Below are 23,422 nucleotides of genomic sequence, written 5' to 3' on the forward strand. Positions count from 1 at the left end.
TCCTAATCCTCCAGCATGGACGGACGCATGAACTTATATTCCTCGCCCAGTATCATAGTGGCATCCAGCCCCATTTTTGTGGTATTTCCATTGGGCATGCACATGGGGTCAAGACTGCTGCCCCTGACATCGGGATACACGACGAGGTCGCGGTCTGCCCTGAACCGGGTGGCAATGGCATACTCGACATCAGATGGATTAAAAATGTCAATGTCATCATCTATGACAACTACATGTTTCAGGCTTCGGTGAGCAGCAAAAGTAGCATCTATCGCTTTTTTCCCATCGTCTTTATGGGTCTGGTGTATCTGCACAATAGCATGAAGATATGAACATCCTCCCTGGGTCAGTACTGCATTGCGCACGTGACAGACCTTGCCCACTTCTTTCAGGATGAGCGGTTCATAGGGTACCCCCATAAGCATCTTGTGTTCGCCTCCGGCAGGCATGATCGCATGGAAAATGGGGTCATTTCTGTGCATGACCCTGATAATATGGATGAGGGGTTCCTGCCTGATGATGTCCAGGGTACCGGTAATATCCACAAAGGGACCTTCATCCACTCTGACCTGCGGGTCGATATATCCTTCCAGCACCCATTCAGCATGGGGTACTTTGATACCGTTCCCAAGCTGGAACAGTTCTACTGGACGGTCCAGGAGCGCGCTTGCATACTGGAATTCCTTCCCTTCAGGCACCCTGGTGGTGGTTGCCAGCAGCACTACCGGGTCTATACCGATGATCACTGCTATGGGCAGGGGTTCACCTGCCTGGGATGCGGCTTTGTGGAGGTTATACGTATGCCTGTTCTCGACCAGCCGGCCCACCATGGTATCCTTGCCTGTTACCATGAGCCTGTGGATGGAGGCATTATATACACCGTTGTATTCTGATACTACCACTCCTGCAGTAATATAAGGTCCGCCATCCTGGGGAAAATAGGTGAGTACAGGTACCTTGCTCAGGTCCACCTCGTCCTCGATCACTTCCTGTGAAGGTGTATCCCCGACCATCACTACTGTGCCATCGGGTTCTATGTCTGCAAGGTAATGTACCATATCCTGTGGTGTGGTTCCCAGTGCTTTTGCCATCAGCTGCCGGTCGGCAATAATGTTCATTACCACTTTGCGACCTGCCACATTCGTGAAAAGGACCGGGCTTTGGCTATCCATAACCTTCCTGGATACCTCAAGACGGGGTGATAATAGGTCATCAATTTCCAGAATAGTACGGTCTGTTCGTAATTGCCGGATTAAATTTCTGAAACTCATCTCGGTACTCTCTGGTTTCAATGATTGCTGTATCTTATAAATCTTTTCTATTTGGGAAACATTAATAATGCAGCATTTATAAAAATATACTCCGCCACGTTTCCAAATATCATGATAATACGTAATATTTATATAAGTTTGATACTTAGGATATTCAGATTCCAATAGGTGACCTGATTATTGTGGTCTGTTGACCTATAACGGAAAAATGGTAGATTGTCTTATCTGTAGGAGGAAATAGATAATGAGTGAAGCATTTAGTTATTATTCTGGGGTTCCAACCTTTGTAGGGATGCTTAGTATCGCAATGGTTGCAATCCTTATATTTTTAATCGGAATGATATTGAACATGAAAAAATGGGGCGGAGGAAGCATAAAAGTATTTCTCAGCGCATTTATTAAATCAGCAACAAAGGACAAACATCAATCAATACTTACAACACTGGTAATGGATATATTTCTGCAGCGCAGGATCCTGCGTCGAAGTCCATTCAGATGGGTTATGCATATGCTGATATTTATTGGCTGGGGAGGCATGCTTCTCCTGTCACTTGTATTCGCTGCCTTTGAAATGCTCTCTGAGTTAGGAATTGGCAGTTTTGATCTCAATGCCATACGCAACAGCTTTGATGTACCCAACGAGGTACTCGGGTACCTGCTTTTAATAGGATTGATTATTGCTATCATCCGACGCCTGGCACTGTCGGAAGTCAGCAAAAGGACACAGGTCTTTGATTGGGTACTGGTTCTGGGTATACTCTTCATAACGGTGACAGGATTTATGGCTGAGGGATACCGACCTGATTCTATCACAGCCTGGTCGTTCTTAGGCGCTGATGAGGCATTTGCCCAGTCACTCTCGCTGTTCCATGTGGCAATATCCCTGCTCTTCTGTATCGCGTATATTCCCTTTAGCAAATATATGCATATGATCGCAGCGCCATTGACCCTTATAGCAAACGGCGGAGGTGAATAACATGGCTGATGAGAAAAAAGCGGTTGAAAAAAAGATACCTGAGATCCCGAAAGGACAACCTTCAATAAAAACTGACGTCATAGACCCCATATCACGTATGCAGTATGATGCATGTACGAGATGCGGTGAATGTGATAACTGGTGTCCGACCCTCGACGCCATGAAACGTGATATGAACATCTCTCCCAGGGATAAGATAAGCCGGTGGAGGAATTTCATGGGCAAGAATTACGGTCTTATCGCCAGGTTGTTCGGACCAAGAAAGATACCGGAAGAAGATATCCAGAATTTCAATGACCATCTCTTCCACTGTACCACCTGCGGTGTGTGCGGTACGGTCTGTCCTGCCGGTCTTAATACCATTGAGATGTGGGAAGCTACACGGCAGCAACTGGTGTTACGTGGCAACGGACCCTATGGAAAACAGAGTCTCTTCCCCAAACTCATTGGTGACATGCACAACCCCTATATGAAAGACCAGAAAGACCGCCTGTTATGGGTACCTGACGATGTCGAGATCGCAGATAATGCAGACGTAGCTTATTTCACAGGATGTACAGCAGGATTTAATATGCAGGTCCTGGCAGTCTCCACTGCACGGGTATTGAACAAGCTTGGTGTTCCCTTTACCATGCTGGGCGAGGATGAATGGTGCTGTGGTTCTGCACTGATCAGAACCGGACAGCCCCATATCGGTGATACCCCAAAAGGTGCTGCGATCCATAACGTTGAAGCGCTGGAAGCAAAGGGTGTAAAGAAAGTGCTCTTTGCCTGTGCCGGGTGTTTCAGAGCTGCAACCATTGACTGGCCTCACCTCATGGGACGCAAGCCCAACTTTGAGGTGGTCCATCTTGCTGACTTCCTTGCAGAACAGGTCGAACAGGGTAAGATAACGTGGGAGAAATCCCTCGACGGAAAGACCATTACATATCATGACCCCTGCCACCTTGGACGGCATGTTGGTGTGTTCGAGGGACCGCGTAAGGTAATCTCCAGCATGCCTGGTGCGAATTTCGTGGAAATGGAACGAAACCGTGACCTACAGCGCTGCTGCGGTGCCGGCGGCGGTGTCAAGGCCGGAATACCTGACCTGGCATTGGGTGTTGCAGCTGCGCGTATCAAGGACGCACTGGATGTAAAGGCCGATATCCTTTCGTCTGCATGTCCCTTCTGCCGCCGTAATCTCGGTGATGGCAGGAACAATGTATTGAGCTTGGAGACTGGTGATTTCAATAAGCGGGATAAAGAAGGGAATGACATGCAGGTCGAAGACCTGATAGTGCTTACCGCAGAACTGATGGGTCTGTCCACAAAGATAAAATCCGAAACACAGGGATAGCAAATCAATACAGCGTGTTTGGCGCTTGTGCGCCAACACCATTTCTTTTTTTCTGATTTTTCTGAATAATAGTAAAATACTATTAGTCATTATCTTATTCTGTGGCAAACGATAATGTGACTGATGAAGAACTGGAAGAAATTCTGGTGCTCCAGGCAGAACGGCAACCAGCAAAGTGCAGGATGAAACGTGTAAAAAAGTTAATTACTAATAAAATTGTGCCACCGGATGAGGGATTATAAAATCGGACTCTCACATGCACGAAGGATGGAGATGAAAAATGGTATATGTAACAGGTTTTCGGTGTTTTAAGTGCGGGAAGCATCATTTGCCCGAAGAGATAGAGAACAGGCCAATACCGCGGTGTTCCTTTTGTAACTCCGGGCTGGATGCGGAATATGATTACGATTCAATAAGGAAGTCCCTTCTTAGGGACCCGTTCATGCGCGAGAGTCCTGCCCACTGGAAATACTGGGCGTTCTTGCCTGTGCGCGATCTGTCCCATATTATTACCATGGGCGAGGGAGGCACCCCTCTGCTTGAGAACAATGCACTGACCCTGGATATCGGTTGTGGGAGGATGCTGGTAAAATATGAGGCCATGAATCCCACAGGGTCGTTCAAGGACCGGGGCTCTTCCCTTGAGATTACCAAGGCAATGGAGTACGGAAAGAAAATGGTGGTGCTGGCATCTACGGGAAATATGGGTGCTTCTGTGGCAGCGTACGCTGCATTTGCCGGGCTTGATTGTATTGTGTTCGTGCCCAATATTGTAGCTTCGGCCAAGATCAAGCAGATCAAGGCGTACGGGGCTGATATACGGTTTGTGGATGGTGATTATTCACATGCGATGAAGGAAGCGGAAAACTATGTGATTTCACACCCGGATTCGTTCCTTACCGGTGATTATCCCTGGAGAGGGGAGGGTACCAAGACGGTGGGTATGGAGATAGCTGACCAGTTGTACTGGACCGTACCTGATGTGGTTATTGCACCCGTGGGCAACGGCACCCTGATATGGGGCATCTTCGAGGCTTTCAGGGATATGCACGCTGTGGGGGTCATTGAGCGCAAGCCTGCGATTTTCGGAGTGCAGGTGGATGCCTGCCGACCTGTAGTGGATGCATGGGGGAAGGGGGTGACTGAGATCATTGCTGTTGAGGACCCCCAGACTCTTGCTACTGCTATTGCATGTGGGGACCCGATTGACGGGTTGGGGGCTTTGCGTGCGATAAGGGAGACGGGGGGGCAAGGAGTGAGTGTTTCGGATGCTCAGGTGATAGAGGCGCGGGATTTTTTGGCAAAGAATGGTATCTTTGTGGAGCCAAGTGGTGCGGTGGCGTATGCGGGGGCACGAATGGTGAAAGGGGAGTTGAAGAGTAAAACTGTGGTGTGCATGGCTACAGGGCACGGATTGAAGGATATGTATGGGATTGAGTGAAGGAAGATGTGGCTACCCGTTACGGCATAGACATAGCGCCGAACATGGTCATACTGGATAGCGATGGTATAGTTGTGAAGACGGGATATACGGGCAGTGATGAGTTGAAGGCACTGGTTGAAGAGCAATAAAGAACGAGAATCATAATCCCCCATACACACCTTGCAGCAGCAGTGCGTCCCCCTCCAGGTTAGGACTTTCGCATATCACAGTACCCTTGATACCGTACTCCTTCCACGCTCTGATGAGTCCGTGATAATCCAGATCTGATTCCTCAAGTATCAGGTGGTTCTTCTCCCCCTTTGGACCGTATTCGATACCTGATACATGGATATGCATATTGTCAAGCCCTTCTTTGCCCAGATAGTCCTCAACCGTCTCAAGTATCCCGCAAAACTCCTCATACGAGTTCAGCGTCCCTTCACGCGCGTGCATGTGCGAGAAATCATAACATGGAACCACGCCTTCCAGTTCCGCGCCCATCTCCAGCAGTTCAATGAGAGTGCCGAACTGGGAACCCTTACCAGTGGTCTCGGGGCGCAGCAGTATATCAGTGCCCTCATCCTCAAGGTGCGCTGCCATTTCCATCAGGTGGGTCTTCACAATGCCATATACCGTTTCCGAAGGGTCATCATGGTAATAAGCCGGATGGAATACCACACTCCTGGCACCGAATAGTGCACCTATCCTGGCAGAATCAAGAATACGAGTGCGGCTGGCATCTACTTTATCCAATTCCCTTGAATTGAGATTGATGTAATAGGGTGCATGCACGCTGAGTGCAATATCGTTCATGATGGCAGCCTGGCCCACTTTTTCGGCAGTCTCGGTCCCCATCTTCACCCCTCTTACAAACTCGACCTCCATACAACGTAGTCCCAGCTCATGTATGCGTTTTACTCCGGAAATGCTGTCCCTGGATGGTGAACTTATTGGTGTGCCTGCCGTTCCGAACCTTAAAGTTTTCATGCCAGCATTTTTGTGTAAAAAGTATTTATGATTATTTATTTTCAATAAAGTATTTTTTACGATCATATTACGGGAATACTGGTAGAAAAAATATCATTATCAACATAATGATAATGAGGAATGTATATATACCATTAAATCATTATCCTTATTTGCAGGGCAGCCATCGAACCCACTCCAATCCAATCCACCAATCTATTTTTGATTGACTGCCCACCTTTTCTTATCAGGCATTCCACATATTTTTTTTAGTACGGCGCCTGGTAAAAAAAGTGTTGTCTGAATATTACCTCATTATGATTAGCATAATTATGAGGAAAATTTATATACCATAAAGTACATTGTATTGATTAGTAGGGCAGTCGTCATTCTCCTATTCCCACCCACTTGCATACTTTTGATTGATTGCCCTTCCATTTCTTTTTACAGCACAACTTCAATCCTAGTATCTGCATGTTGAAAATTATGCCAGATATCGACACCTGTTACAAAAACCTTAAAGTCAAAGCAACAAGAAACAGAGGTTTCTCGATACATGCCAGATATTTTCAAAAAACTGCACCCCGACATACAGGTGATACTTTCAAAAATGGGGTTTACCAGACCTACCGAGCCACAGGTACGTACCATCCCCAAACTGCTCAAGAAGCAGAACCTGCTGCTCATTGCACCTACAGGAAGCGGTAAGACCGAAAGTGCAATGCTGCCCGTGTTCCACCACATCCTGAACCGACCGGTTGAAGAGCGCACCGGGATATCTGCGCTCTATATTACTCCGCTCAGGGCACTCAACCGTGACATGCTCTTACGGCTGGAACGCATGGGTAAGGAAATGAACATCGATGTCCAGGTCCGCCACGGAGATACCTCCAAATACCAGCGCCAGAAGCAAAGCACTCACCCGCCAGATGTGCTCATCACCACTCCCGAGACACTCCAGATAATGCTAACGGGCAGCCGGCTGCGCAAAAACCTGAGCTCGGTACGGCATGTCGTGGTAGACGAAGTGCATGAGCTGGCGGGCAGCAAACGTGGTGCCCAGTTGTCAATCGGCCTTGAAAGGCTGGTGGAAGTGGCAGGCGAGTTCCAGAGAATAGGCCTGTCGGCCACTGTGGGCAATCCGGTCACTGTAGCTCGATTCCTGGCAGGCTCGCACCGGGAAGTGGACGTGGTGGAGGTCGCTATTTACAAGGACCTGGAATTCAATGTGATAACGCCACAGGTCACTCCCGACGACCGCTCCAGCGCCCGCAACCTGATGTGCACACCTGAGATGGCTTCGCACCTGAGGGTCATTGGCGCAATCGTGGATTCACATACGTCCACGCTGATATTCGTAAATACCAGGGAGGCTGCCGAAGCCCTGGGTTCCAGGTTCAGGATGCTGGAAAAATCCATTGGTGTCCACCACGGTTCCCTGTCAAAAGAAGCCAGGATCGAGATGGAGGATATGTTCAAGGCAGGTGACCTGAAGGGACTGATATGCACGAGTTCCATGGAACTTGGCATCGATATTGGGGACGTGGACCATGTGGTGCAGTATATGTCCCCGCGGGAAGTGTCCAGGCTTATCCAGAGAGTGGGCCGGGCAGGACACCGTATACATGAAACCTCAAGAGGAACTATCATTGCTACCAATCCCGATGATGTGCTGGAAGCGTGGGCCATTATCCAGAGGGCGCATGAAGGGTTGATTGAGGAGACGCTTATCCATGAAGGGTCGGCTGACACACTGGCGAACCAGATTGCCGGCATGGTGCTGGATTTCGGTGAAATGGACAGCGTCCGTATCCATGATATTGTAACAAGGGCCTACCCGTTCCGTAATACAAGCCAGGAAGAGATTGACCGGATAGTGCAGCAGATCGGTGAGACCAGGCTGGTCTGGTATGAAAAAAATGATAACAAGCTGGGGAGACGTCGTAAAAGCTGGCAGTACTATTATGCCAACCTGTCCATGATACCTGATGAAAAAAAATATGACGTTCTGGACATTGTGAGCGGCAGGCCTGTGGGCATGCTGGATGAAATATTCATTGTAAATTTCATACGACCGGGAGCAGTCTTCATTGCCAGGGGCGAGATGTGGAGGGTGATGGAGGTACAGCACGAGCGCATGCGTATCAAGGTAGAACCGGTACGAGACCCGGGAGGAGAAATACCATCCTGGGTTGGTGAGGAAATACCGGTGCCATACGGCGTTGCACATGAGGTTTCCCGTATCAGGGCCTACATTGGGAAGAACGTAAGGGACAAACTCCCCGATGATGAGATACTCAGGCAGAGTATGGAGAGCTTTCCTACTGACAGGGATACAGCTTTTAGTGTGCTGGAACTGGTCCGTAAACAGGTGGATGAAGGGTTCGCAGTACCGGATAGGAACTGCATTGTAGTGGAGAATGCAGCAGGGTCTGTTCTCATCAATGTGTGCGGAGGGCATAAGGTGAACAATACCCTGGGCGGGATACTTACGGCCCTGCTGTCGGCAAGACTGGGTACCAGTGTTGCTATGGAGATTGACCCGTACAGGATAAAACTGGACCTGCCCTCTCGAATCGGTGCAGCAGACGTGGTTAAGCTTATACAGGACCTGGACCCTGCCCACGTGGAACCTATTATCGAGATGTCCCTGAAACACACCACGTTCTTCAAATGGAAGATGATACAGGTAGCCAAAAAGTTCGGTGCGCTGGGCGCAAATACGGATTATTCGCGCATAAGTATGCAGCGGCTGCTGGACGTGTACGAAGGGAGCCCCATGTATGATGAAGCCATCAGGGAGATATTCCAGGATAAACTGGACATTGGCAGGACTATGGACCTGATGGCCCGTATTGCATCAGGGCAAGTGGTGCTGGTGGTGGGAAAGGCAAGTCCTATAGGCACGTCAGGTTTTTTGGGAGGGAGGGACCTGGTCTCCCCGGCAAAGGCAGATGCTTCCATTATCGAAGCTTTGAAGGACAGGATAATGAACGACCATGTAATACTGTTCTGTGTGACCTGCAAGAAATGGGTGTCCCGGACAAAGGTATCGAGGGTACCGGAAATACCTGAATGTCCTTTGTGCAACAGCAGGATGATAGCTGCCCTGAAACCGTGGGAGGAAGAGGAAATAAAGCTGGTGCGTAAAATAGAAAAAACTACTGACGAAATAAAACGGGTTCGAAGAGTACATCGTAATGCCAGCCTGGTGCTATCTCACGGCAGGAGTGCTGTCATTGCCCTGGCAAGCAGGGGATTGGGGCCGGAAACAGCATCCAGGGTAATACGGAAGATGCGCGTGGATGAGGATGGATTCTACCGGGATATCCTTGAAGCTGAGCGGAATTATGTACGAACAAAGAGGTTCTGGGATTAGTTTGTTCGTATAACCACAAACTATATTACTATGACTGACAATATATATTTTATAAAAGCCGTGTCTATTACCAAATGCAACTCAAAACACGTTTTACCACCCCCTATACGTTAAATGTGTATTAGCCATACCGATACGGCTTTTTCCTTTATTGTTCCTGCAGATGTATTTGTTGTGCAGTATCTAGGATCAATTACGTTTGCCTTTACCATGTCCTGCATGACCGAATAACTAAAAAACTCTATATATCACTTATTACAAGTAAGGTAGCATCTGCATACCATTGTTGCAGGACATAATGGGCCTGTGGTCTAGTCGGTTATGACATCGCCTTTACACGGCGGGGATCCGGAGTTCGAATCTCCGCGGGCCCACTCCTTACTCATAAGCCTACTCATAAGCCTACTCTGGCCAGTAGCGGGCCGCACACGTATGCAGCCCAGCGGGGCTGCATACGTGGACTGGATTTTTCTGCACACTTACGTTATTTTGGTCAGATTATCATTTTTCTCTGGTCTTGAATGGGTCACATAATTTCACTTGGTTGCTTATACTTGAATCAGACTGGAATTATGGCAAATGAAAACATGAACAAAATATTAATACCAGCACATAACATAGAAATATTCAGGCAAATAAGGGGGAGATTCAGGTTGACTGAAATTGGAGAGATATACCTGTGCGTAATATGCGGTAACGAGCTGGAAGTATTGTTCCCGGGTAATAATCCGCTGATATGCTGCGAACACGAAATGATCCCGAGAGAAGATTACTACAAAGAGAGAATGAGCCGCTAAGCCTGCTATACTATATCCGCGATACTGTTAAGTATAGTATCAGGTCTTATCCCTGAAACCTTAATATCTTCTCTCCGTGAAGCACCGGTCAGTACCAGTACTGTGCGCATCCCTGCATTTTTTCCTCCCAGGATATCGGTCTCAAGCCTGTCCCCTACCATTATGCATTCCCCCGCCTCCAGCCCGTACTCCTGGAGCAGCACATCCATTATGGGCCGGTTGGGCTTGCCCACCACTTCAGGTTCCATCCCGGACGCTGCGGCCAGGGCAGCTACCATGCTTCCGGCACCGGGCAGGAAATCATCTTCAGTCGGGAGCATGGCATCGGTATTCGTGGCGATGAAACCTGCCCCGTTCCTGAGATTGGCCAGGCCCGATGCCAGTTTATCATAAGTGAACTGCCTGTCCAGTCCCACCACCACAAAATCCACATCATGCATGGCAACGGAGTGTCCTTCACGTTCCAGTTCAGTTATAAGACCCCGTTCACCGATGGGGAAAATCGTGCTGGGCCCGTATTTATGCCTTATATGAAGCGACGTGGCATATGCTGAGGATATCACATCCCCTGCATGGCACCTGATACCCATACCTTCCAGTTTGCCTGCTATGGCTTCCCTGGTGCGGGTGGCATTGTTGGTAAGGAAGATCACACGGCTGCCTGCCGCCTTCAGTCTTTCGATGGTTCTGGCGGCACCGGGGATAACAGACTTTCCGTGATAAACCACGCCGTCCAGGTCAAGAATGTACGCGGCAGGTCCGGGCATAGATTCCCCTATGCCTGGTCCAGCAGGAGAATATGGTTCATGGCCGACACAAGGGCCTCCACCGAAGCCATGACGATATCTTCATTAGCGGCACGGGCGGTCATGATGCGGCCTTTCTCATCCTCCACACCAATGATAACCTCGGCCAGGGCATCCGAACCGCCTGATATGGCCTCTATCCTGAAATCCCTTAATTTCATCCTGGTCTGGCCGTTAATGATGCTCTGGACAGCATTCAGGGCTGCATCCACCGGTCCCACGCCTGTGCAGGCAGCGACCTTCTCTACACCTCGTATCCTGGCCTTGACTGAAGCTGTGGGAGTAATAATGTTCCCGGTCATGACAGAAACTTCTATCAGGTCTATCGGACGTTCTGATCTTTTCAGCTTGCCCATGATGGCTTCTGCAATGGCGAAGAGGTCTGCGTCAGTGATCCTCTTGCCTTTGTTGCTCAGTTCCTTCATCCTGGACATGATCTCGTTCAACTGGTCCTGGTCAGGTTCAAGTCCGGCTGCCTGTAAGGATTGACCGACTGCGTGCTTGCCGGCATGCTTTCCAAGGACAATCCGGCGCTTATGGCCAACCATTTCAGGGGTCATTATCCCGGGCTCGAACGTATCGGTCTTTGTCAGTACTCCGTGAGTATGTATCCCGCTCTCGTGGGCAAATGCGTTTTCGCCTACCACCGGCATTGTGGGTGGTATCCTGATGCCCGTGTACCTTTCAACCATATGTGCGGTTTCCACAAGGTAATCGGTCTTGATATTGGTCCTGGCCCCGTAGATACTGTGAAGGCTCATGACAGTCTCGGCAAGGTCAGCATTACCTGCCCTTTCGCCCAGGCCGTTTATAGTGACCTGAACCTGCCTGCCGCCCCCTTCAACAGCAGCCAGGCTGTTGGCTACTGCCAGTCCGAAGTCGTTATGGCAGTGAACATCAATGGGAATGGTGATGTCTTTCTTGATATCTGCTATAAGTGCCTTCATGGCCGAAGGTACGAACACCCCGACCGTGTCAGGGACGTTGATGATATCGCAGCCTGCTTCCTGGACTGCCATGTTTATCTGCCGCAGGTAGTCAAAGTCAGTACGGGTGGCATCCATGGCACTGAACATACATTTTGCGCCGTGGTCTTTGATATGCTCAACCGCCCGAACAGCCATCTCAAGCACTTCTTCCCTGCTCTTCTTGATGGTATGTATACGCTGGATATCTGAGGTAGGCACGAAAGTGTGTACCAAATCCACATTGCAATCCAGGCATGCATCAATATCTGAGAGTACCACCCTTGACAGTCCGCACACATCCAGTCCAAGACCCATAGCAGCTATCTCAGCCACGTTCTGCTTTTCCCCGTCAGATGACATAGGGAACCCGGCTTCGATTATGTCCACCCCGAGCTTGTCAAGCTGGACTGCAATGTCTTTTTTCTGTTCAAAGGTCAGAGATACGCCAGGGGTCTGTTCACCATCACGCAATGTGGTATCAAAAATAGTTATATGTGTTCCACGTACCGATTCAGGAATATAGAAAACGATCCCTCATTTTAGATTCTTTCATGGTTAAAAAACCTCACATATAACATCGTGTTATTGTATAAAAGGATTGTGAAGGTTGACGGGGCAGGTTATATATGCCAATATTACTTTCGGTCTGCTCTTGGCCCGGGCTTAATAGTATCCCTGTCAAACTACATGCCGGAGGTGAAAGCCAATGGAAGATGAATTCTGGAGTGGTATCGTAGAACGTGCTGCCAAATACCAGTCTGTCAAACGCCGCTGCCAGTTCAGCCGGCATTTCAACAGGATAACGACAGTACAGGATAATCAGTAGGTGCAATCCGGTTTGCAGTTATCGGTATGTATTTCAATATAAGACGCCTACGTTCATTCATGGAACAGGCCGACAGGGACGTTGCTGAAAAGAATGACGCCATTGATAAGAATGGCACCATTGACGATAGTGAGTATGTCAATAACAGTGAAAAACTCATAGTGCTTCCCCTGGGCAAAGAATCCAAGAAAATAACCCAGGTTATTACGAATGACACGGCAAGACAGATTATAGAACTGCTTGCCGACCAATCCATGAGTGTCTCTGACATGGCCCAGAAGCTGGATGTTCCGCTGACCACTATCAAGTATAACATTGAGAATCTGGTGGATGTCGGCCTGGCAAAGATCGAGCGCATCAGGTACAGCGAAAAAGGGCGGCAGGTTAAGATATATGGTCCGGTGCGCAAGCTCATTGTCGTCGTGCCTGAAAAGACTGACAGCGCATCCATAACTGATATATTGAAAAAATACCTGGGTGTCGTGCTCGCAGCAGTACTTGCATCCGGCATTGTGGAAATCCTGACAGGAAGGTCTGGCAAATCCTTGAACGTGACAGATGAATACGGCTTTTCATCAGATATGGTTCCCGAAATGGCAACTGCACCCAATGTTTCTGAACGGGCGATGGATTCTGTTGTCGGTGTAGTAAATGATACGGTACTAAAGTCAATGTCGAATGAGACCGTGCCTGCAGCTACTTACATTGAGCAAATTATTGAACAGGGTACAGGATTACCGGCTCATTTTCCAACTCCCTTACCCAGTCCCTTAGCAACATCTTTTCAAAATGCAATGCCAACTTCATTACCAACATCAGTGCCAACTCCCTTGATTGAACAGACCGTGGGGGTAAAGTCAGGTCTGGATGCTGCGGACCTTGGGCTCACATCACATCTGGGTGTGTGGTTCCTGCTTGGTTGCATGTTCATTCTCATAGTGGTAATCATCCTGGATTACCGCCGGCAAAACAGGTAATACTTTTTCCTGATTGGGTTACTTTTATCATTGAAACGACCCTATTTTACAAAGATCAAATCCATGAGAATCGCTTTGAAAGTAGCATATATCGGTACAGAATTTCACGGATACCAGGTACAGCCCCGAGTACCGACCGTTGAAGGAGAACTATTCAGGGCACTGAAGGAACTGGACATCATTAAAACCCCTAAGAGCGCCCGTTACATAGGTTCAGGCCGAACTGATACCGGTGTGCATGCCCTGGAACAGGTGATCGCCTTTGATACCGATAATCCAAAACTTGCCATACCCAGGGTAATAAACAGTGTGTTGCCCCCATCCATCTGGATATGGTCCCGGGCCGAAGTTCCTGATGATTTTGACCCCAGGCGCCAGGCCATTAGCCGGGAATACCGGTATTTCATGTGCGGTGAATGCTTCAATATCCCTCTGATGCGAAAGGCATCACGGGTGTTAAAAGGCACCCATGATTTCTCAAACTTTGCAGCTATAGAAGGTGAAAAAAATCCAGTCAGGACCGTCGAATTGATAGATATCAGGCTTGATGGAAGGTTTATTGCTCTTGATATCAAGGCGAATAGTTTTCTATGGCACATGGTACGCAAGATAGTAACAGCTTTAAGAATGGTTGGTAATGAAGCAAGGGATGTGGAATGGCTGGACCGCATGTTGCATCCCGAAGAGTTCGAAGAAGGACTGGAACCAGCACCAGCCTACGGGTTATTCTTAAAGAAAGTGGGGTATGATATCGACGTGAACTGGGTCGATGATGCCTATTCTAAAAGGTTGCCTGCAGAGAGACTTTTCGAGCAGTTCATGTGGCATGGTGTTATGGCCGAAGTATTTAAAACACTCAAAGACAGTATGCAGCCCCAGGAAAAAACAACCGACTGAAAATTATGACACTTTTTGCTTTTGAACTCTCTGGTGAAACTCCGGAGATACCGACAGCCGAGATCGTTGGGGTCCTGGAATCTGAAAATATTGCCTTTTCTATCAGGTCTCAACCGGAACAGGTACTTGTTATTGAAACATCCGGTATTAATGGAGCAATAGCAGGTAAACTTGCCAGCCGGCTGGCACTGACCTGGCATATAATCGAAGTATGGGGTATTTCACACGCAAACCTGCCTGATATTATTTCAATGGTAAAAGAGATGGATTTTTCAAACCAGAATTCTCTTGCCTATATTGTCAGGGCTAAGAAGATCAAACGTAAAAGCCCCATATCCTCAGAAGATATTGAACGCGGTATCGGTAAAGTACTGTATGACAGGGGATACCGTGCAGACCTGGTCAAGCCAGATATCCAGTACCGGGCTTTAATAACTGGCAATACATGCATTTTCGGACCTGTAATTGCTTCTATTGACGGAAGTGCATTTGAAAAGCGCAAACCTCATAAAAAACCCTTTTTCTATCCGGGTGTACTTATGCCAAAACTGGCACTGGCACTGGTGAATATTGCCCGGGCAAAAGAGGGAAGTGTTCTGCTTGACCCTTATTGCGGTACTGGTGGGATACTGGTGGAAGCCGGACTCATCGGTACGAGCACTCTGGGGTGTGATGTACAACGAAAGATACTCATGGGTGCAAAGATGAACCTGGATTTTTATTCCGTGGACTATTCACTTATGTATCAGGATGCCGGGAATATGGCATTGAGAAATGACTGTGTCGATTGCATTGTGACGGACCCTCCGTATGGAAGGTCGGCACTTATACAGGCACAGTCTCTGGATACCTTGATGAAGAACTCTCTATGTGAGATGTACCGGGTATTGCGAATTGGAGGGCGCCTGGTGCTGGTATCTGAACGTCCGGTTGAGACCTGGGCCGAGAACGCAGGTTTCAGGCTGGAACATGTGTTCACTCAAAGGGTCCATCGCAGTCTTACCAGAAGGATAACACTGCTGGATAAAATAGGATAATAAGTGGTGAATCGCTCACTATACTTCGTTTTCTATGCCTGTACTTTACCTTTCATGGTACGTTAAATAATCCAATACGTCAACAACCATACTGTTGAAACACATAGTTTAAATAAAATCAGATGCAACATTTTTTTAACAAAATCAACGGGGGTTTGAATTTTGATAGTAGAGCAATTGTTAAAATCAATTACTGAAGAGATTGCTGATATGATCTCGACAAGACCGTTATTGGAGAACATATAACCATTGAAGGCAAGACCAGTATACCTGTTACCAAGGTCTGTTTTGGATTCGGAAGTGGTGGGGGCGAAGGTAAAATGAAAGAAGGTGAAGGAGGAACCGGCGGTGGAGGGGGAGGGGGTGCTTCAATCCAACCTATCGCGTTCCTTGTGGTGACTCCTGAAGATGTTCAGCTATTAACCATTAAGGGGAAAGGTGCGATATCTCAACTTACCGAGGTACTGCCTGAGATAATGGAAAAATGCAATTGCATGTCTGAAGGGGAAAAGAAAAAAGAATCATCCGGAACGAGCGAAACTGGTGGTTCTTAGATCATTAATAAAAGTCCATCAGTTTATATTGCAATATGGATATTAACCTGAAATGTTCTGGTTGACGATTGGTGGGATTTTAATTATAGCAGCAATAGCCTTTGCTATGCTACTTTTTTCCGTTACTATCAGTGCCATTTCAAATAAAGAAGGTAAAAGAATAGAAGGGAATTTTTGTATCAGCTGGTTGATATTCAGGATACGACATTCGCTGAAAGACAAACGAACGGATTTCTTTTTATTATGGTATAAAGTCGGTACTCAAAAACACAGGGAAGAACAAACAAAAGAATCCGAAGAAACTGAACAAACAAACAAAATAAAAGAAATGAAAAGGTCTCTAAAAAAAGAGAAAAACCGAAAAATACCACCAATTGAAGTTATCGTTAACTTTATCGGACCGCTGTTCGGCCTTATTCATAGACTTGTCACCATTCCAAGATTCAAATATCTTGATATCGATTGTACGTATGGTCTGGATGACACGGCAATTTGCGGTATTCTGACCGGACTTCTTCACTCGATCAAAGGTGCTTCTCAGATAGGAAATAATGTCCGATTCACGCCTGATTTTACGGGTACTTTATTGAACTGGGACCTGAAAATCTTAACAAGCATTACCCTTGTTCGGATTTTCTTGCCTTTGGCTAAGTTTATATCTAATATCAATGTTCTGAAATTCGGATGGGTAATGATCAGAAGTTAATTCTTTATCTTAGTATGAACTTCCAATCTTCCACCTGAAACAATCCTTAAAACCTCCAGATACCCGGAAGAAACCATCTCATCCACCGGTACGGGTGTACCGTCTACCATGACAATGACGGTCTCAGGGTTCAATTCCAGTTTTCCCAGCACATCACCGTACGTGCTGCCATTATCAAGTTCTAATGATTGTTCGGAAACGCTACCTGTAAGGACTTTCACCCGGACCATCAAATTGAGTTAATCCTCCTCGGTCAACTCGGCAATCTCCCCTTTAGAGCTGGTCAACGATTCCAGATTGTTCTTGATCAATTTTTTCTCAAGTATTTCCTGCTTCTTATCGCCTTTACGTTGCTGGTCTCTTTTTTTAAATTTTGACATACAGCTCACCTCAAAACTCATTAAATACTCACTATTTACTATCTCTACTATTCTATTTAGCCCCTTCCCTTATCTCATCGAACACCAGTTCTTTCCAATCCCTCTCCCCCAGCACGATCTCAAATTCCACCGGGGTGAGGACCGGTGCATTGAACCTTGATGCGTCATCAATAGCAATGCGTGGACATGCCGTGTTCACAAATGCATCAACCTTGAACTGCAGCATTGCCTCGGGAGTGATAGTATCCAGCATGATTGTGACATGCTCCTTACCGTGCTTGCCGGCAAGTCCGGCCATCCTTCCTGCAAGTTCCATCCTGTACTGTCCCACCTTGGTAGATACCACAATACCAAACGTGCCGGCATCCAGGCATCTGGCAATAATCCCGCTCCTGATACGTAGAATCCTCTCAGGGTCCACCCATTCCACAGTGTTCATCAAGGGGTCAGCTACCAGTACCCTGCGCCTGAAAGCCACCGCCACACCCAGTGGATGGAACTTTCCGCTTCCGATATACAGATAATTGTCACACACCACATCACCTGCTGAAAAATTACAGCCAAGCACCTGCCCTGGATAACGTATCCGGGAATCTCCCTCACCTGTAATACAGGATATACCCCTTGATGCAAGGAAAGCCCTTACCTCATCCAGAGTATGGACATGCTGTACCGTGGTCAACAGTCCCACTGTGGTACCACTTCCCAGTTCATACGCTGCCGCTTCGAGCACGGGGACCACATCCACATTGGCCGGTGTCTCCATGAATATCACATTATCCATACCATCAAGCAGTTCAGAATGCCCGAAATGGAACAGGATATCCACCTTACCTGCCAACGCCATGTCAACATCACACGCCCCGAAACAGGGATTACCGGAAATGACCACTTTGGCCGGTGTACGTCTTTCCAGCTCACAGGCTATGGAAAATGCGCGGCGTTTGAACCCTTCTGGGAACTGGAGGCCAACAGATACGGCCCCAGTCTGTAAAATCAGGTCCACGATTCCCCCGGTGTTAAAATCAAACATTTCTGAATTTGGCAAAATATTTGATTTTGGTATCGTATTCATGGACTTCGTTTACTCAATAATCTTGACGCCATCAGCATCCACAACGATCTTCACCAGGGTCTTAACAGGGAGTCCTTCGACTTGAAGTAACTGTGCACCCTCCCCCCGTTCTATGACCACTACCGTATCCACAATGGCTGCACCCACACTCTTGACAGCTGTCCATACAGCCTTCAGTGTCCCACCAGTACTGATGACATCATCAATAATGACCAGTCTGTCTCCTTTGGATATCCCGTTGAGGAACAGTTCCCCCTTGGAATATCCCGTAGACTGGTCTACCTTTACTTCACCAGGAAGCTTGTATGCCCGTTTCCTGATAATGGACAGGGGCTTACCAGTCCGAAGAGCCAGCGCCGTACCAATATGGATACCCATAGCTTCTATGGTCAGAATTTTATCAAAATCCGGTTCCAATACTTCAATGATCCTATCTGTAACCTCATTCAGCAGTTCCGGTTCCAGGTACGGCACCCCGTCTGTGATAGGATGTATGAAATAATTATACTCCCCCCGTTTCACAATAGGGGCTGCCCTCAACGATTCTTCCAGTAGACCGTGCATGTTTTTGGCTATATGACCGACACCCTCTTGTACCTATCGCATTCTTTTGATGGCACGCAGAAAGAACCTATTTCTTCTTGATTACCTCTGCCAGATCCTTACCCAGTCGGTTACACTCCTTGATATCCTTTTCATCAGGTTTGTACTGCACCCTGAGCACAGGGTCAAGGACATTTATTCCACCTTTTCGCATTTTGTCGGCGATCAGGTGAGGTGCTTCACCACTCCAGCCATACGACCCAAATGCTGCGCCTACTTTACCTGTTACTCCAGCCTTCACCATATTATCTACGAATTTTTCAAGTGGAGGCAATATGGTATAATGAAACGTGGATGAACCTATTGCAATGGCATCGGCTGCTGCTGCATCTTCTGGTTTCCAGTCATAGAAACTCTTAATCTCCACATCCACATTCCTGGACCTTGCACCATCTGCTAGGGCATCAGCCATTATCTTGGTATTTCCCTGGGTACTTAGATAAACTACTGCAAGTTTTGGCATTTAATCACACAACCTTTCTTTTGTTCGAAGGGGACCGATATTACATTACCATCACACGATAACTTTGCACCGACAAGAAAATCCAATCTATCGGATTTACTTGAGCACTCAAAGGTTTAGTTTGTGTACTAATAAAAACCCCATTGATTACTCTCATTTCTCCTTAATATATTTGTCGTATCAATGTATCGGAAAACTATTTCAATACAGATGCATATACCGTTAGTAGTGGTTCATTTCAATTCAGGAGTGGAATAAGATGAAATATCTGGGCATAACAATAACAGCGGATTCAACAGGAAAAGATATCGTATCAATAGCAAAAGCCATTCATGAAATTGTAGGTCTACCCATAACAATGCGAACGCTGAACTCTCCCGGAGTAAGGATAGAAAAGGGAAAAGTACTGGATTATAACTATTCCGGTCCGGTACTTGAAAAAGCACTTAAGACAAATTCAACTATAAGAACCATTCCCAAGACTGGTGATTATTCCGGCATCCCGGTTGTCGTATCCACGATCAAGAACGAGGATGGATATGGGATAGCCGCCATCGGTATCGTGGACGTGGTAGGCACCATCGATTTAGGGGCAGCATTTGGAGACTATCCCCAGATCGTTAATCAGGTGAGCGAGATCCTGAGAAGCAGGGTTAGCACGCCGTAGCATCACGAACTCCTGTAATCAATTCCTTCAATTACAGTTCCCATCTTGAATCCACAGGGAACAGTTCATTTATCCACATAAGTATCCTGCCATCGTGGATTATGAAGTATTCTCTTGACAGTACCGGGATGTCCTTGAAAATTCCCTCTCCGCCTTTCAAATCTATAGTAAGGATATCCCTTCTGGTCTCAAGCTTGTACTTCCTCAAAATTCGCCCGATGGGAATGTCGGCACGCATCAGGTCATCCCTCATACCCTGCGGCATTGAATGTATGGGTGACAGGGACCGGGCCAGCACATAAGGTATGTCCCCGACCGAGAGCACAACTTCCCGATGGTTCACCGGCTCGCCAGGCTCTATCATAAGTAATTTTCCCTCAGCATCAGTGGCATTTATTTCTTCCTGGTAACGGGTTTGCACTTCAACCGTTCGCTTTGTCATCACCTCAAGCAGATATGTTACCGAACCGTCCGTACCGGCACATATCCTGAGGGTGGTGGGAATATCCAGATGTTTAAGCTTGTCAAATGACTCCTGCCCCATCTGGTCCACCTTATCTTAAATTATCCCTGCACTTCTTTCTTTGCCATCTTTGCACGATGTTTAGCATCATAACCCGTAGCATCATTCAGGAATTGCCTGAATACTTTATTTGATTTAAGTATCTCCTCATCAGAAGATTCGGGATTTGATACGGTTTCTACACAAAGCTTCTTATCTGCTATCCAGGCTTCCACTGATTTGAGGGCACCATAGCTGACAAATAGTTTTCCATCCTGTTCTGTAACATCGGCAGGAAAGCTATTAACCATTATCTCCTTTATTCGTTCCGTTTCGGGTTTGAATCCTCGTTTTAACTTATATTCAGTAATAAATATCACCTGCAGTACCTGTTCATTGGATGAGATAAAATACTTTGCCTTTAGAGTTTTTCCAACTCGAATTCCTTGTGAAGTACCCGTACTGCTTTTGCAGCCGTATCTTTCCTGACAACAAAGGAAATGTTGTGCTGGGACGAACCCTGGCTGATCATTATCACGTTAACACCATTATCACCCAGTGCGCCGAATACCCTGCCGGCGACGCCGGGTGTGCCTGCCATGCCCACGCCGACCACTGCAACTACAGAAATATTGACATCGGATTCGATCTCTCCCACAACACCATTCCTGAACTCCTGCTTCAATGCTTTAATCGCTTTTTTCGTGTGCGATTCATCGACCACGGTAGACATATTAGCTTCAGATGAGGCCTGGCTGATCATTTTGATGTTCACGCCTGCATTGGCAAGGGCACCGAATGCCCTGGCTGCCACTCCGATAGTGCCCACCATACCCGCACCACTGATGTTTATCAGGGCCACCTTATCCACAACAGTAACTGCCTTAACAATATTTTGCGAGGTTTCTTCATTCTTTACCACCAGCGTGCCAGGATAGTCCGGCTCAAAGGTGTTCTTGACCCGCACGGGAATGCCCTTGCGAATGGCGGGTTCGATAGCCTTGGGATGAAGCACTTTGGCACCGAAGAAAGACATCTCCATAGCCTCGATATACGAAATGACCGGCAAAGGTCTGGCCTCAGGTACGATTTTAGGGTCCGTGGTCATGATACCAGGTACTTCTTTCCAGAGCCAGATTTCATCGGCATTGACAGCCGCACCTACAATGGACGCGGTAAAATCAGACCCGCCCCGGCCTAGCGTGGTAATAATACCATGCTCGCTCTCTCCGATAAAACCCGTTATAACCGGTATAGTGTTTTCAAGTAATGGCGCAATGTGCTCCCCTACTGCTGCGTATGTGGGATCAAAAGGGTGGGCGGCCCCGTAATTATCATCGGTGATAATGCCAATTCCACCACCTGTGAATGATTGGGATTCCACGCCAAGGGTCCTGATGGATGCCGATAATATAGGTGCTGCCAGACGTTCACCGTATGAAGAAAGATAATCAATTGACCGTGGTGTGAGCTCACCAAGGTAGCAGATACCTGTCAGGGCTTTCTCGATCTCTTCAATCCTGGCATCCAGTTCTGCTATGACTTCTTCGGCAAGATCTTCGCTAACAGCATCATGAACCGCCCTGTGGTGTTTTTGAGTAATATCTGATATGAATTCCTTTACCTGGGATACTTTTCCCTCACGAACAGCGTTATTTGCAGCATCCAGAATAGTATCTGTGATCCCTCCCAGCGCTGATGTAACTACCGCGACCTGGTCACCCCGGTCCCGGTAACGTTTCACCAGCTCTGCTACATGCTTCATTTTATTGCCATCAGCCACTGATGTTCCGCCAAACTTCATTATCAACTTCAAAGGAAAACCACTACCTATTTATTCCAGGTACTTTACTGGTCAGATTGATAGATAAGATTTTTGTCTTGCATGCAATGTATGTAGTCCAAAAAGTATTTCGCCTATATTTTTACATGGAACTCAACCTAAAGTACCAATGGTAAAAATGACAAAACGAAAAATTCGTCCATCTATTAATTTGGTCCTGATAACTGGCGAATCTGCAGTTGATGTGTCCATAGATCAGAAAATACTATCAAAAAAAAAAGAAATAATTGAGAAAGCAGAATCGGTTTTCCAGAATTATCTTGAATCAAGTGGTATAAAGCTTATCCCATCATGAAGAAATTATCCTCAGACGAATGGGGAGATGGAACGAGTCATTCATATATATAATATGCTTAGAAACCAATTTAATTCAGCAAATGAATATAAAATGTAATACAATAACAGAATACATGGTGCATTGATACTTTAAATTGAAAAAAACATAAATTTATACATTTTTTATAAAATTATATCCATAATTATCGTTCAAAACGTTTTTTAACACGTTTGGAGGGTGATGAGAGAGATAGCACAAAGTAGATTTCGAACATTGGAACATGGACGATATTCTATTAGGATACTGGATATGAACAAACTAACCGTAAAGAATAAGGTATTTGTATAGTCATCATGTCCATCAGAAAATATTTCAATTTTCTTATCTGGAAAAGGCAATTGTATTCTATCAAAAACTTTCTCAAATAATTTTTCACATGTTTTTTTTGTTCGTTTCCCAATCTCATAAGCAACGATGAGATAAGACCCTCTCGTCATGAAAGTGAATATCCAGGCATCACCTTCGATATCTGAATTAGGGCTTCCTGGCTCAACGTTTTTTTGTTTTTTTTTACGAATGTCCACATTTCATCAACCTCAAATTGTCCAAGTTTTACATCATGAAGAAGAATAGAATTTACTAACTCAGCATGCAAGGCAAGATCTTCAATTAGATTTCCTATTGTATCCC

General features: G+C 46.8%; 26 protein-coding genes and 1 tRNA gene. 14 read left to right on the forward strand and 13 right to left on the reverse strand.

From position 1 onward, the window contains the following. Positions 1-2: 2 nt before the first annotated feature. Positions 3-1,271, reverse strand: coding sequence for a UbiD family decarboxylase (locus tag K0A89_07625; protein ID MBW6518356.1), 1,269 nt, complete (start codon positions 1,269-1,271; stop codon positions 3-5). A gap of 244 nt (positions 1,272-1,515) precedes the next feature. Between K0A89_07625 and K0A89_07630 the strand changes: the two genes are divergently transcribed. The 4 genes from K0A89_07630 to thrC all read left to right on the forward strand — a co-directional run bounded on the left by K0A89_07630 (position 1,516) and on the right by thrC (position 5,027). Next, positions 1,516-2,247 (forward strand): respiratory nitrate reductase subunit gamma, encoded by a 732-nt coding sequence (locus K0A89_07630; GenBank protein MBW6518357.1) that lies wholly within the window; start codon positions 1,516-1,518, stop codon positions 2,245-2,247. 1 nt (position 2,248) lies between these two features. Beyond that, on the forward strand, positions 2,249-3,586 hold the full coding sequence (locus tag K0A89_07635) for a (Fe-S)-binding protein (protein ID MBW6518358.1): 1,338 nt from the start codon (positions 2,249-2,251) through the stop codon (positions 3,584-3,586). 101 nt (positions 3,587-3,687) lie between these two features. Continuing rightward, positions 3,688-3,828: a hypothetical protein gene (locus K0A89_07640; GenBank protein ID MBW6518359.1), complete on the forward strand. Its 141-nt coding sequence runs from the start codon at positions 3,688-3,690 to the stop codon at positions 3,826-3,828. 38 nt (positions 3,829-3,866) lie between these two features. Then, positions 3,867-5,027: a threonine synthase gene (gene thrC, locus K0A89_07645; protein MBW6518360.1), complete on the forward strand. Its 1,161-nt coding sequence runs from the start codon at positions 3,867-3,869 to the stop codon at positions 5,025-5,027. A 141-nt stretch (positions 5,028-5,168) separates the two neighbouring features. Here thrC and K0A89_07650 read toward each other — a convergent pair whose 3' ends face one another. Next, the gene (locus K0A89_07650) at positions 5,169-5,996 is read right to left on the reverse strand and encodes a TIM barrel protein (GenBank protein MBW6518361.1); all 828 of its coding nucleotides are present in this window, start codon (positions 5,994-5,996) and stop codon (positions 5,169-5,171) included. Between the two features lie 535 nt (positions 5,997-6,531). On the opposite strand from K0A89_07650, the gene K0A89_07655 reads away from it, so the two are divergent. From K0A89_07655 to K0A89_07665, 3 genes are all read left to right on the forward strand, one after another. Beyond that, positions 6,532-9,354: a DEAD/DEAH box helicase gene (locus tag K0A89_07655; protein MBW6518362.1), complete on the forward strand. Its 2,823-nt coding sequence runs from the start codon at positions 6,532-6,534 to the stop codon at positions 9,352-9,354. A gap of 300 nt (positions 9,355-9,654) precedes the next feature. Beyond that, a tRNA-Val gene (locus K0A89_07660) sits at positions 9,655-9,728 on the forward strand. A gap of 279 nt (positions 9,729-10,007) precedes the next feature. Further along, entirely contained in the window at positions 10,008-10,151 is a 144-nt protein-coding gene (locus K0A89_07665; GenBank protein ID MBW6518363.1) for a desulfoferrodoxin FeS4 iron-binding domain-containing protein, read from the forward strand. A gap of 5 nt (positions 10,152-10,156) precedes the next feature. Here K0A89_07665 and K0A89_07670 read toward each other — a convergent pair whose 3' ends face one another. Both K0A89_07670 and K0A89_07675 read right to left on the reverse strand, forming a co-directional pair. Beyond that, complete coding sequence (locus K0A89_07670; GenBank protein ID MBW6518364.1) at positions 10,157-10,918, reverse strand: HAD-IIA family hydrolase; 762 nt, start codon at positions 10,916-10,918, stop codon at positions 10,157-10,159. Positions 10,919-10,926: 8 nt separating this feature from the next. Then, entirely contained in the window at positions 10,927-12,456 is a 1,530-nt protein-coding gene (locus K0A89_07675) for a 2-isopropylmalate synthase (GenBank protein MBW6518365.1), read from the reverse strand. A 354-nt stretch (positions 12,457-12,810) separates the two neighbouring features. On the opposite strand from K0A89_07675, the gene K0A89_07680 reads away from it, so the two are divergent. The 5 genes from K0A89_07680 (at position 12,811) to K0A89_07700 (ending at position 16,922) form a co-directional block, all read left to right on the forward strand. Then, the gene (locus K0A89_07680) at positions 12,811-13,728 is read left to right on the forward strand and encodes a helix-turn-helix domain-containing protein (GenBank protein MBW6518366.1); all 918 of its coding nucleotides are present in this window, start codon (positions 12,811-12,813) and stop codon (positions 13,726-13,728) included. A 63-nt stretch (positions 13,729-13,791) separates the two neighbouring features. Continuing rightward, positions 13,792-14,625 carry a tRNA pseudouridine(38-40) synthase TruA gene (gene truA / locus K0A89_07685; protein ID MBW6518367.1) on the forward strand — a complete coding sequence of 278 codons (834 nt, stop codon included), beginning with the start codon at positions 13,792-13,794 and terminating at the stop codon, positions 14,623-14,625. A gap of 5 nt (positions 14,626-14,630) precedes the next feature. Beyond that, entirely contained in the window at positions 14,631-15,662 is a 1,032-nt protein-coding gene (locus K0A89_07690) for a methyltransferase (GenBank protein MBW6518368.1), read from the forward strand. A gap of 230 nt (positions 15,663-15,892) precedes the next feature. Then, the gene (locus K0A89_07695; GenBank protein ID MBW6518369.1) at positions 15,893-16,216 is read left to right on the forward strand and encodes a sporulation protein; all 324 of its coding nucleotides are present in this window, start codon (positions 15,893-15,895) and stop codon (positions 16,214-16,216) included. Between the two features lie 61 nt (positions 16,217-16,277). Further along, complete coding sequence (locus tag K0A89_07700) at positions 16,278-16,922, forward strand: DUF2953 domain-containing protein (GenBank protein ID MBW6518370.1); 645 nt, start codon at positions 16,278-16,280, stop codon at positions 16,920-16,922. Here the strand turns inward: K0A89_07700 and K0A89_07705 are convergent. The 5 genes from K0A89_07705 to K0A89_07725 all read right to left on the reverse strand — a co-directional run bounded on the left by K0A89_07705 (position 16,919) and on the right by K0A89_07725 (position 19,443). After that, complete coding sequence (locus K0A89_07705) at positions 16,919-17,152, reverse strand: MoaD/ThiS family protein (GenBank protein MBW6518371.1); 234 nt, start codon at positions 17,150-17,152, stop codon at positions 16,919-16,921. The two genes, K0A89_07700 and K0A89_07705, sit on opposite strands and share 4 nt — an antisense overlap. Positions 17,153-17,161: 9 nt before the next feature. After that, complete coding sequence (locus K0A89_07710) at positions 17,162-17,302, reverse strand: hypothetical protein (GenBank protein ID MBW6518372.1); 141 nt, start codon at positions 17,300-17,302, stop codon at positions 17,162-17,164. 52 nt (positions 17,303-17,354) lie between these two features. Continuing rightward, complete coding sequence (gene dph2, locus K0A89_07715; protein ID MBW6518373.1) at positions 17,355-18,377, reverse strand: diphthamide biosynthesis enzyme Dph2; 1,023 nt, start codon at positions 18,375-18,377, stop codon at positions 17,355-17,357. Between the two features lie 9 nt (positions 18,378-18,386). Beyond that, on the reverse strand, positions 18,387-18,941 hold the full coding sequence (locus tag K0A89_07720; protein MBW6518374.1) for a purine phosphoribosyltransferase family protein: 555 nt from the start codon (positions 18,939-18,941) through the stop codon (positions 18,387-18,389). Between the two features lie 67 nt (positions 18,942-19,008). Beyond that, positions 19,009-19,443 carry a flavodoxin domain-containing protein gene (locus tag K0A89_07725; protein ID MBW6518375.1) on the reverse strand — a complete coding sequence of 145 codons (435 nt, stop codon included), beginning with the start codon at positions 19,441-19,443 and terminating at the stop codon, positions 19,009-19,011. A gap of 259 nt (positions 19,444-19,702) precedes the next feature. On the opposite strand from K0A89_07725, the gene K0A89_07730 reads away from it, so the two are divergent. Continuing rightward, a complete protein-coding gene (locus K0A89_07730; GenBank protein MBW6518376.1) occupies positions 19,703-20,110 on the forward strand; it encodes a DUF2111 domain-containing protein in 408 nt (135 codons plus the stop codon). A 31-nt stretch (positions 20,111-20,141) separates the two neighbouring features. Here the strand turns inward: K0A89_07730 and K0A89_07735 are convergent, their stop codons facing one another. Genes K0A89_07735 through K0A89_07745 form a run of 3 tightly spaced genes read right to left on the reverse strand, consistent with a single transcriptional unit; the run spans position 20,142 to position 22,416 of the window. Beyond that, complete coding sequence (locus tag K0A89_07735; protein ID MBW6518377.1) at positions 20,142-20,654, reverse strand: DUF98 domain-containing protein; 513 nt, start codon at positions 20,652-20,654, stop codon at positions 20,142-20,144. A 20-nt stretch (positions 20,655-20,674) separates the two neighbouring features. Continuing rightward, positions 20,675-20,983, reverse strand: coding sequence for a DUF5611 family protein (locus K0A89_07740; protein MBW6518378.1), 309 nt, complete (start codon positions 20,981-20,983; stop codon positions 20,675-20,677). A gap of 50 nt (positions 20,984-21,033) precedes the next feature. Then, positions 21,034-22,416, reverse strand: a complete 1,383-nt coding sequence (locus tag K0A89_07745; GenBank protein MBW6518379.1) for an aspartate kinase — start codon at positions 22,414-22,416, stop codon at positions 21,034-21,036. A gap of 148 nt (positions 22,417-22,564) precedes the next feature. On the opposite strand from K0A89_07745, the gene K0A89_07750 reads away from it, so the two are divergent. Further along, positions 22,565-22,750 carry a hypothetical protein gene (locus tag K0A89_07750; protein MBW6518380.1) on the forward strand — a complete coding sequence of 62 codons (186 nt, stop codon included), beginning with the start codon at positions 22,565-22,567 and terminating at the stop codon, positions 22,748-22,750. Positions 22,751-23,225: 475 nt separating this feature from the next. Here the strand turns inward: K0A89_07750 and K0A89_07755 are convergent. Next, positions 23,226-23,422, reverse strand: a 197-nt coding sequence (locus tag K0A89_07755; GenBank protein MBW6518381.1) for a hypothetical protein, incomplete at its 5' end; no start/stop codon positions are given.

This window comes from ANME-2 cluster archaeon, from assembly GCA_019429385.1.
Taxonomy (GTDB): Archaea; Halobacteriota; Methanosarcinia; order Methanosarcinales; family Methanocomedenaceae; genus Methanocomedens_B.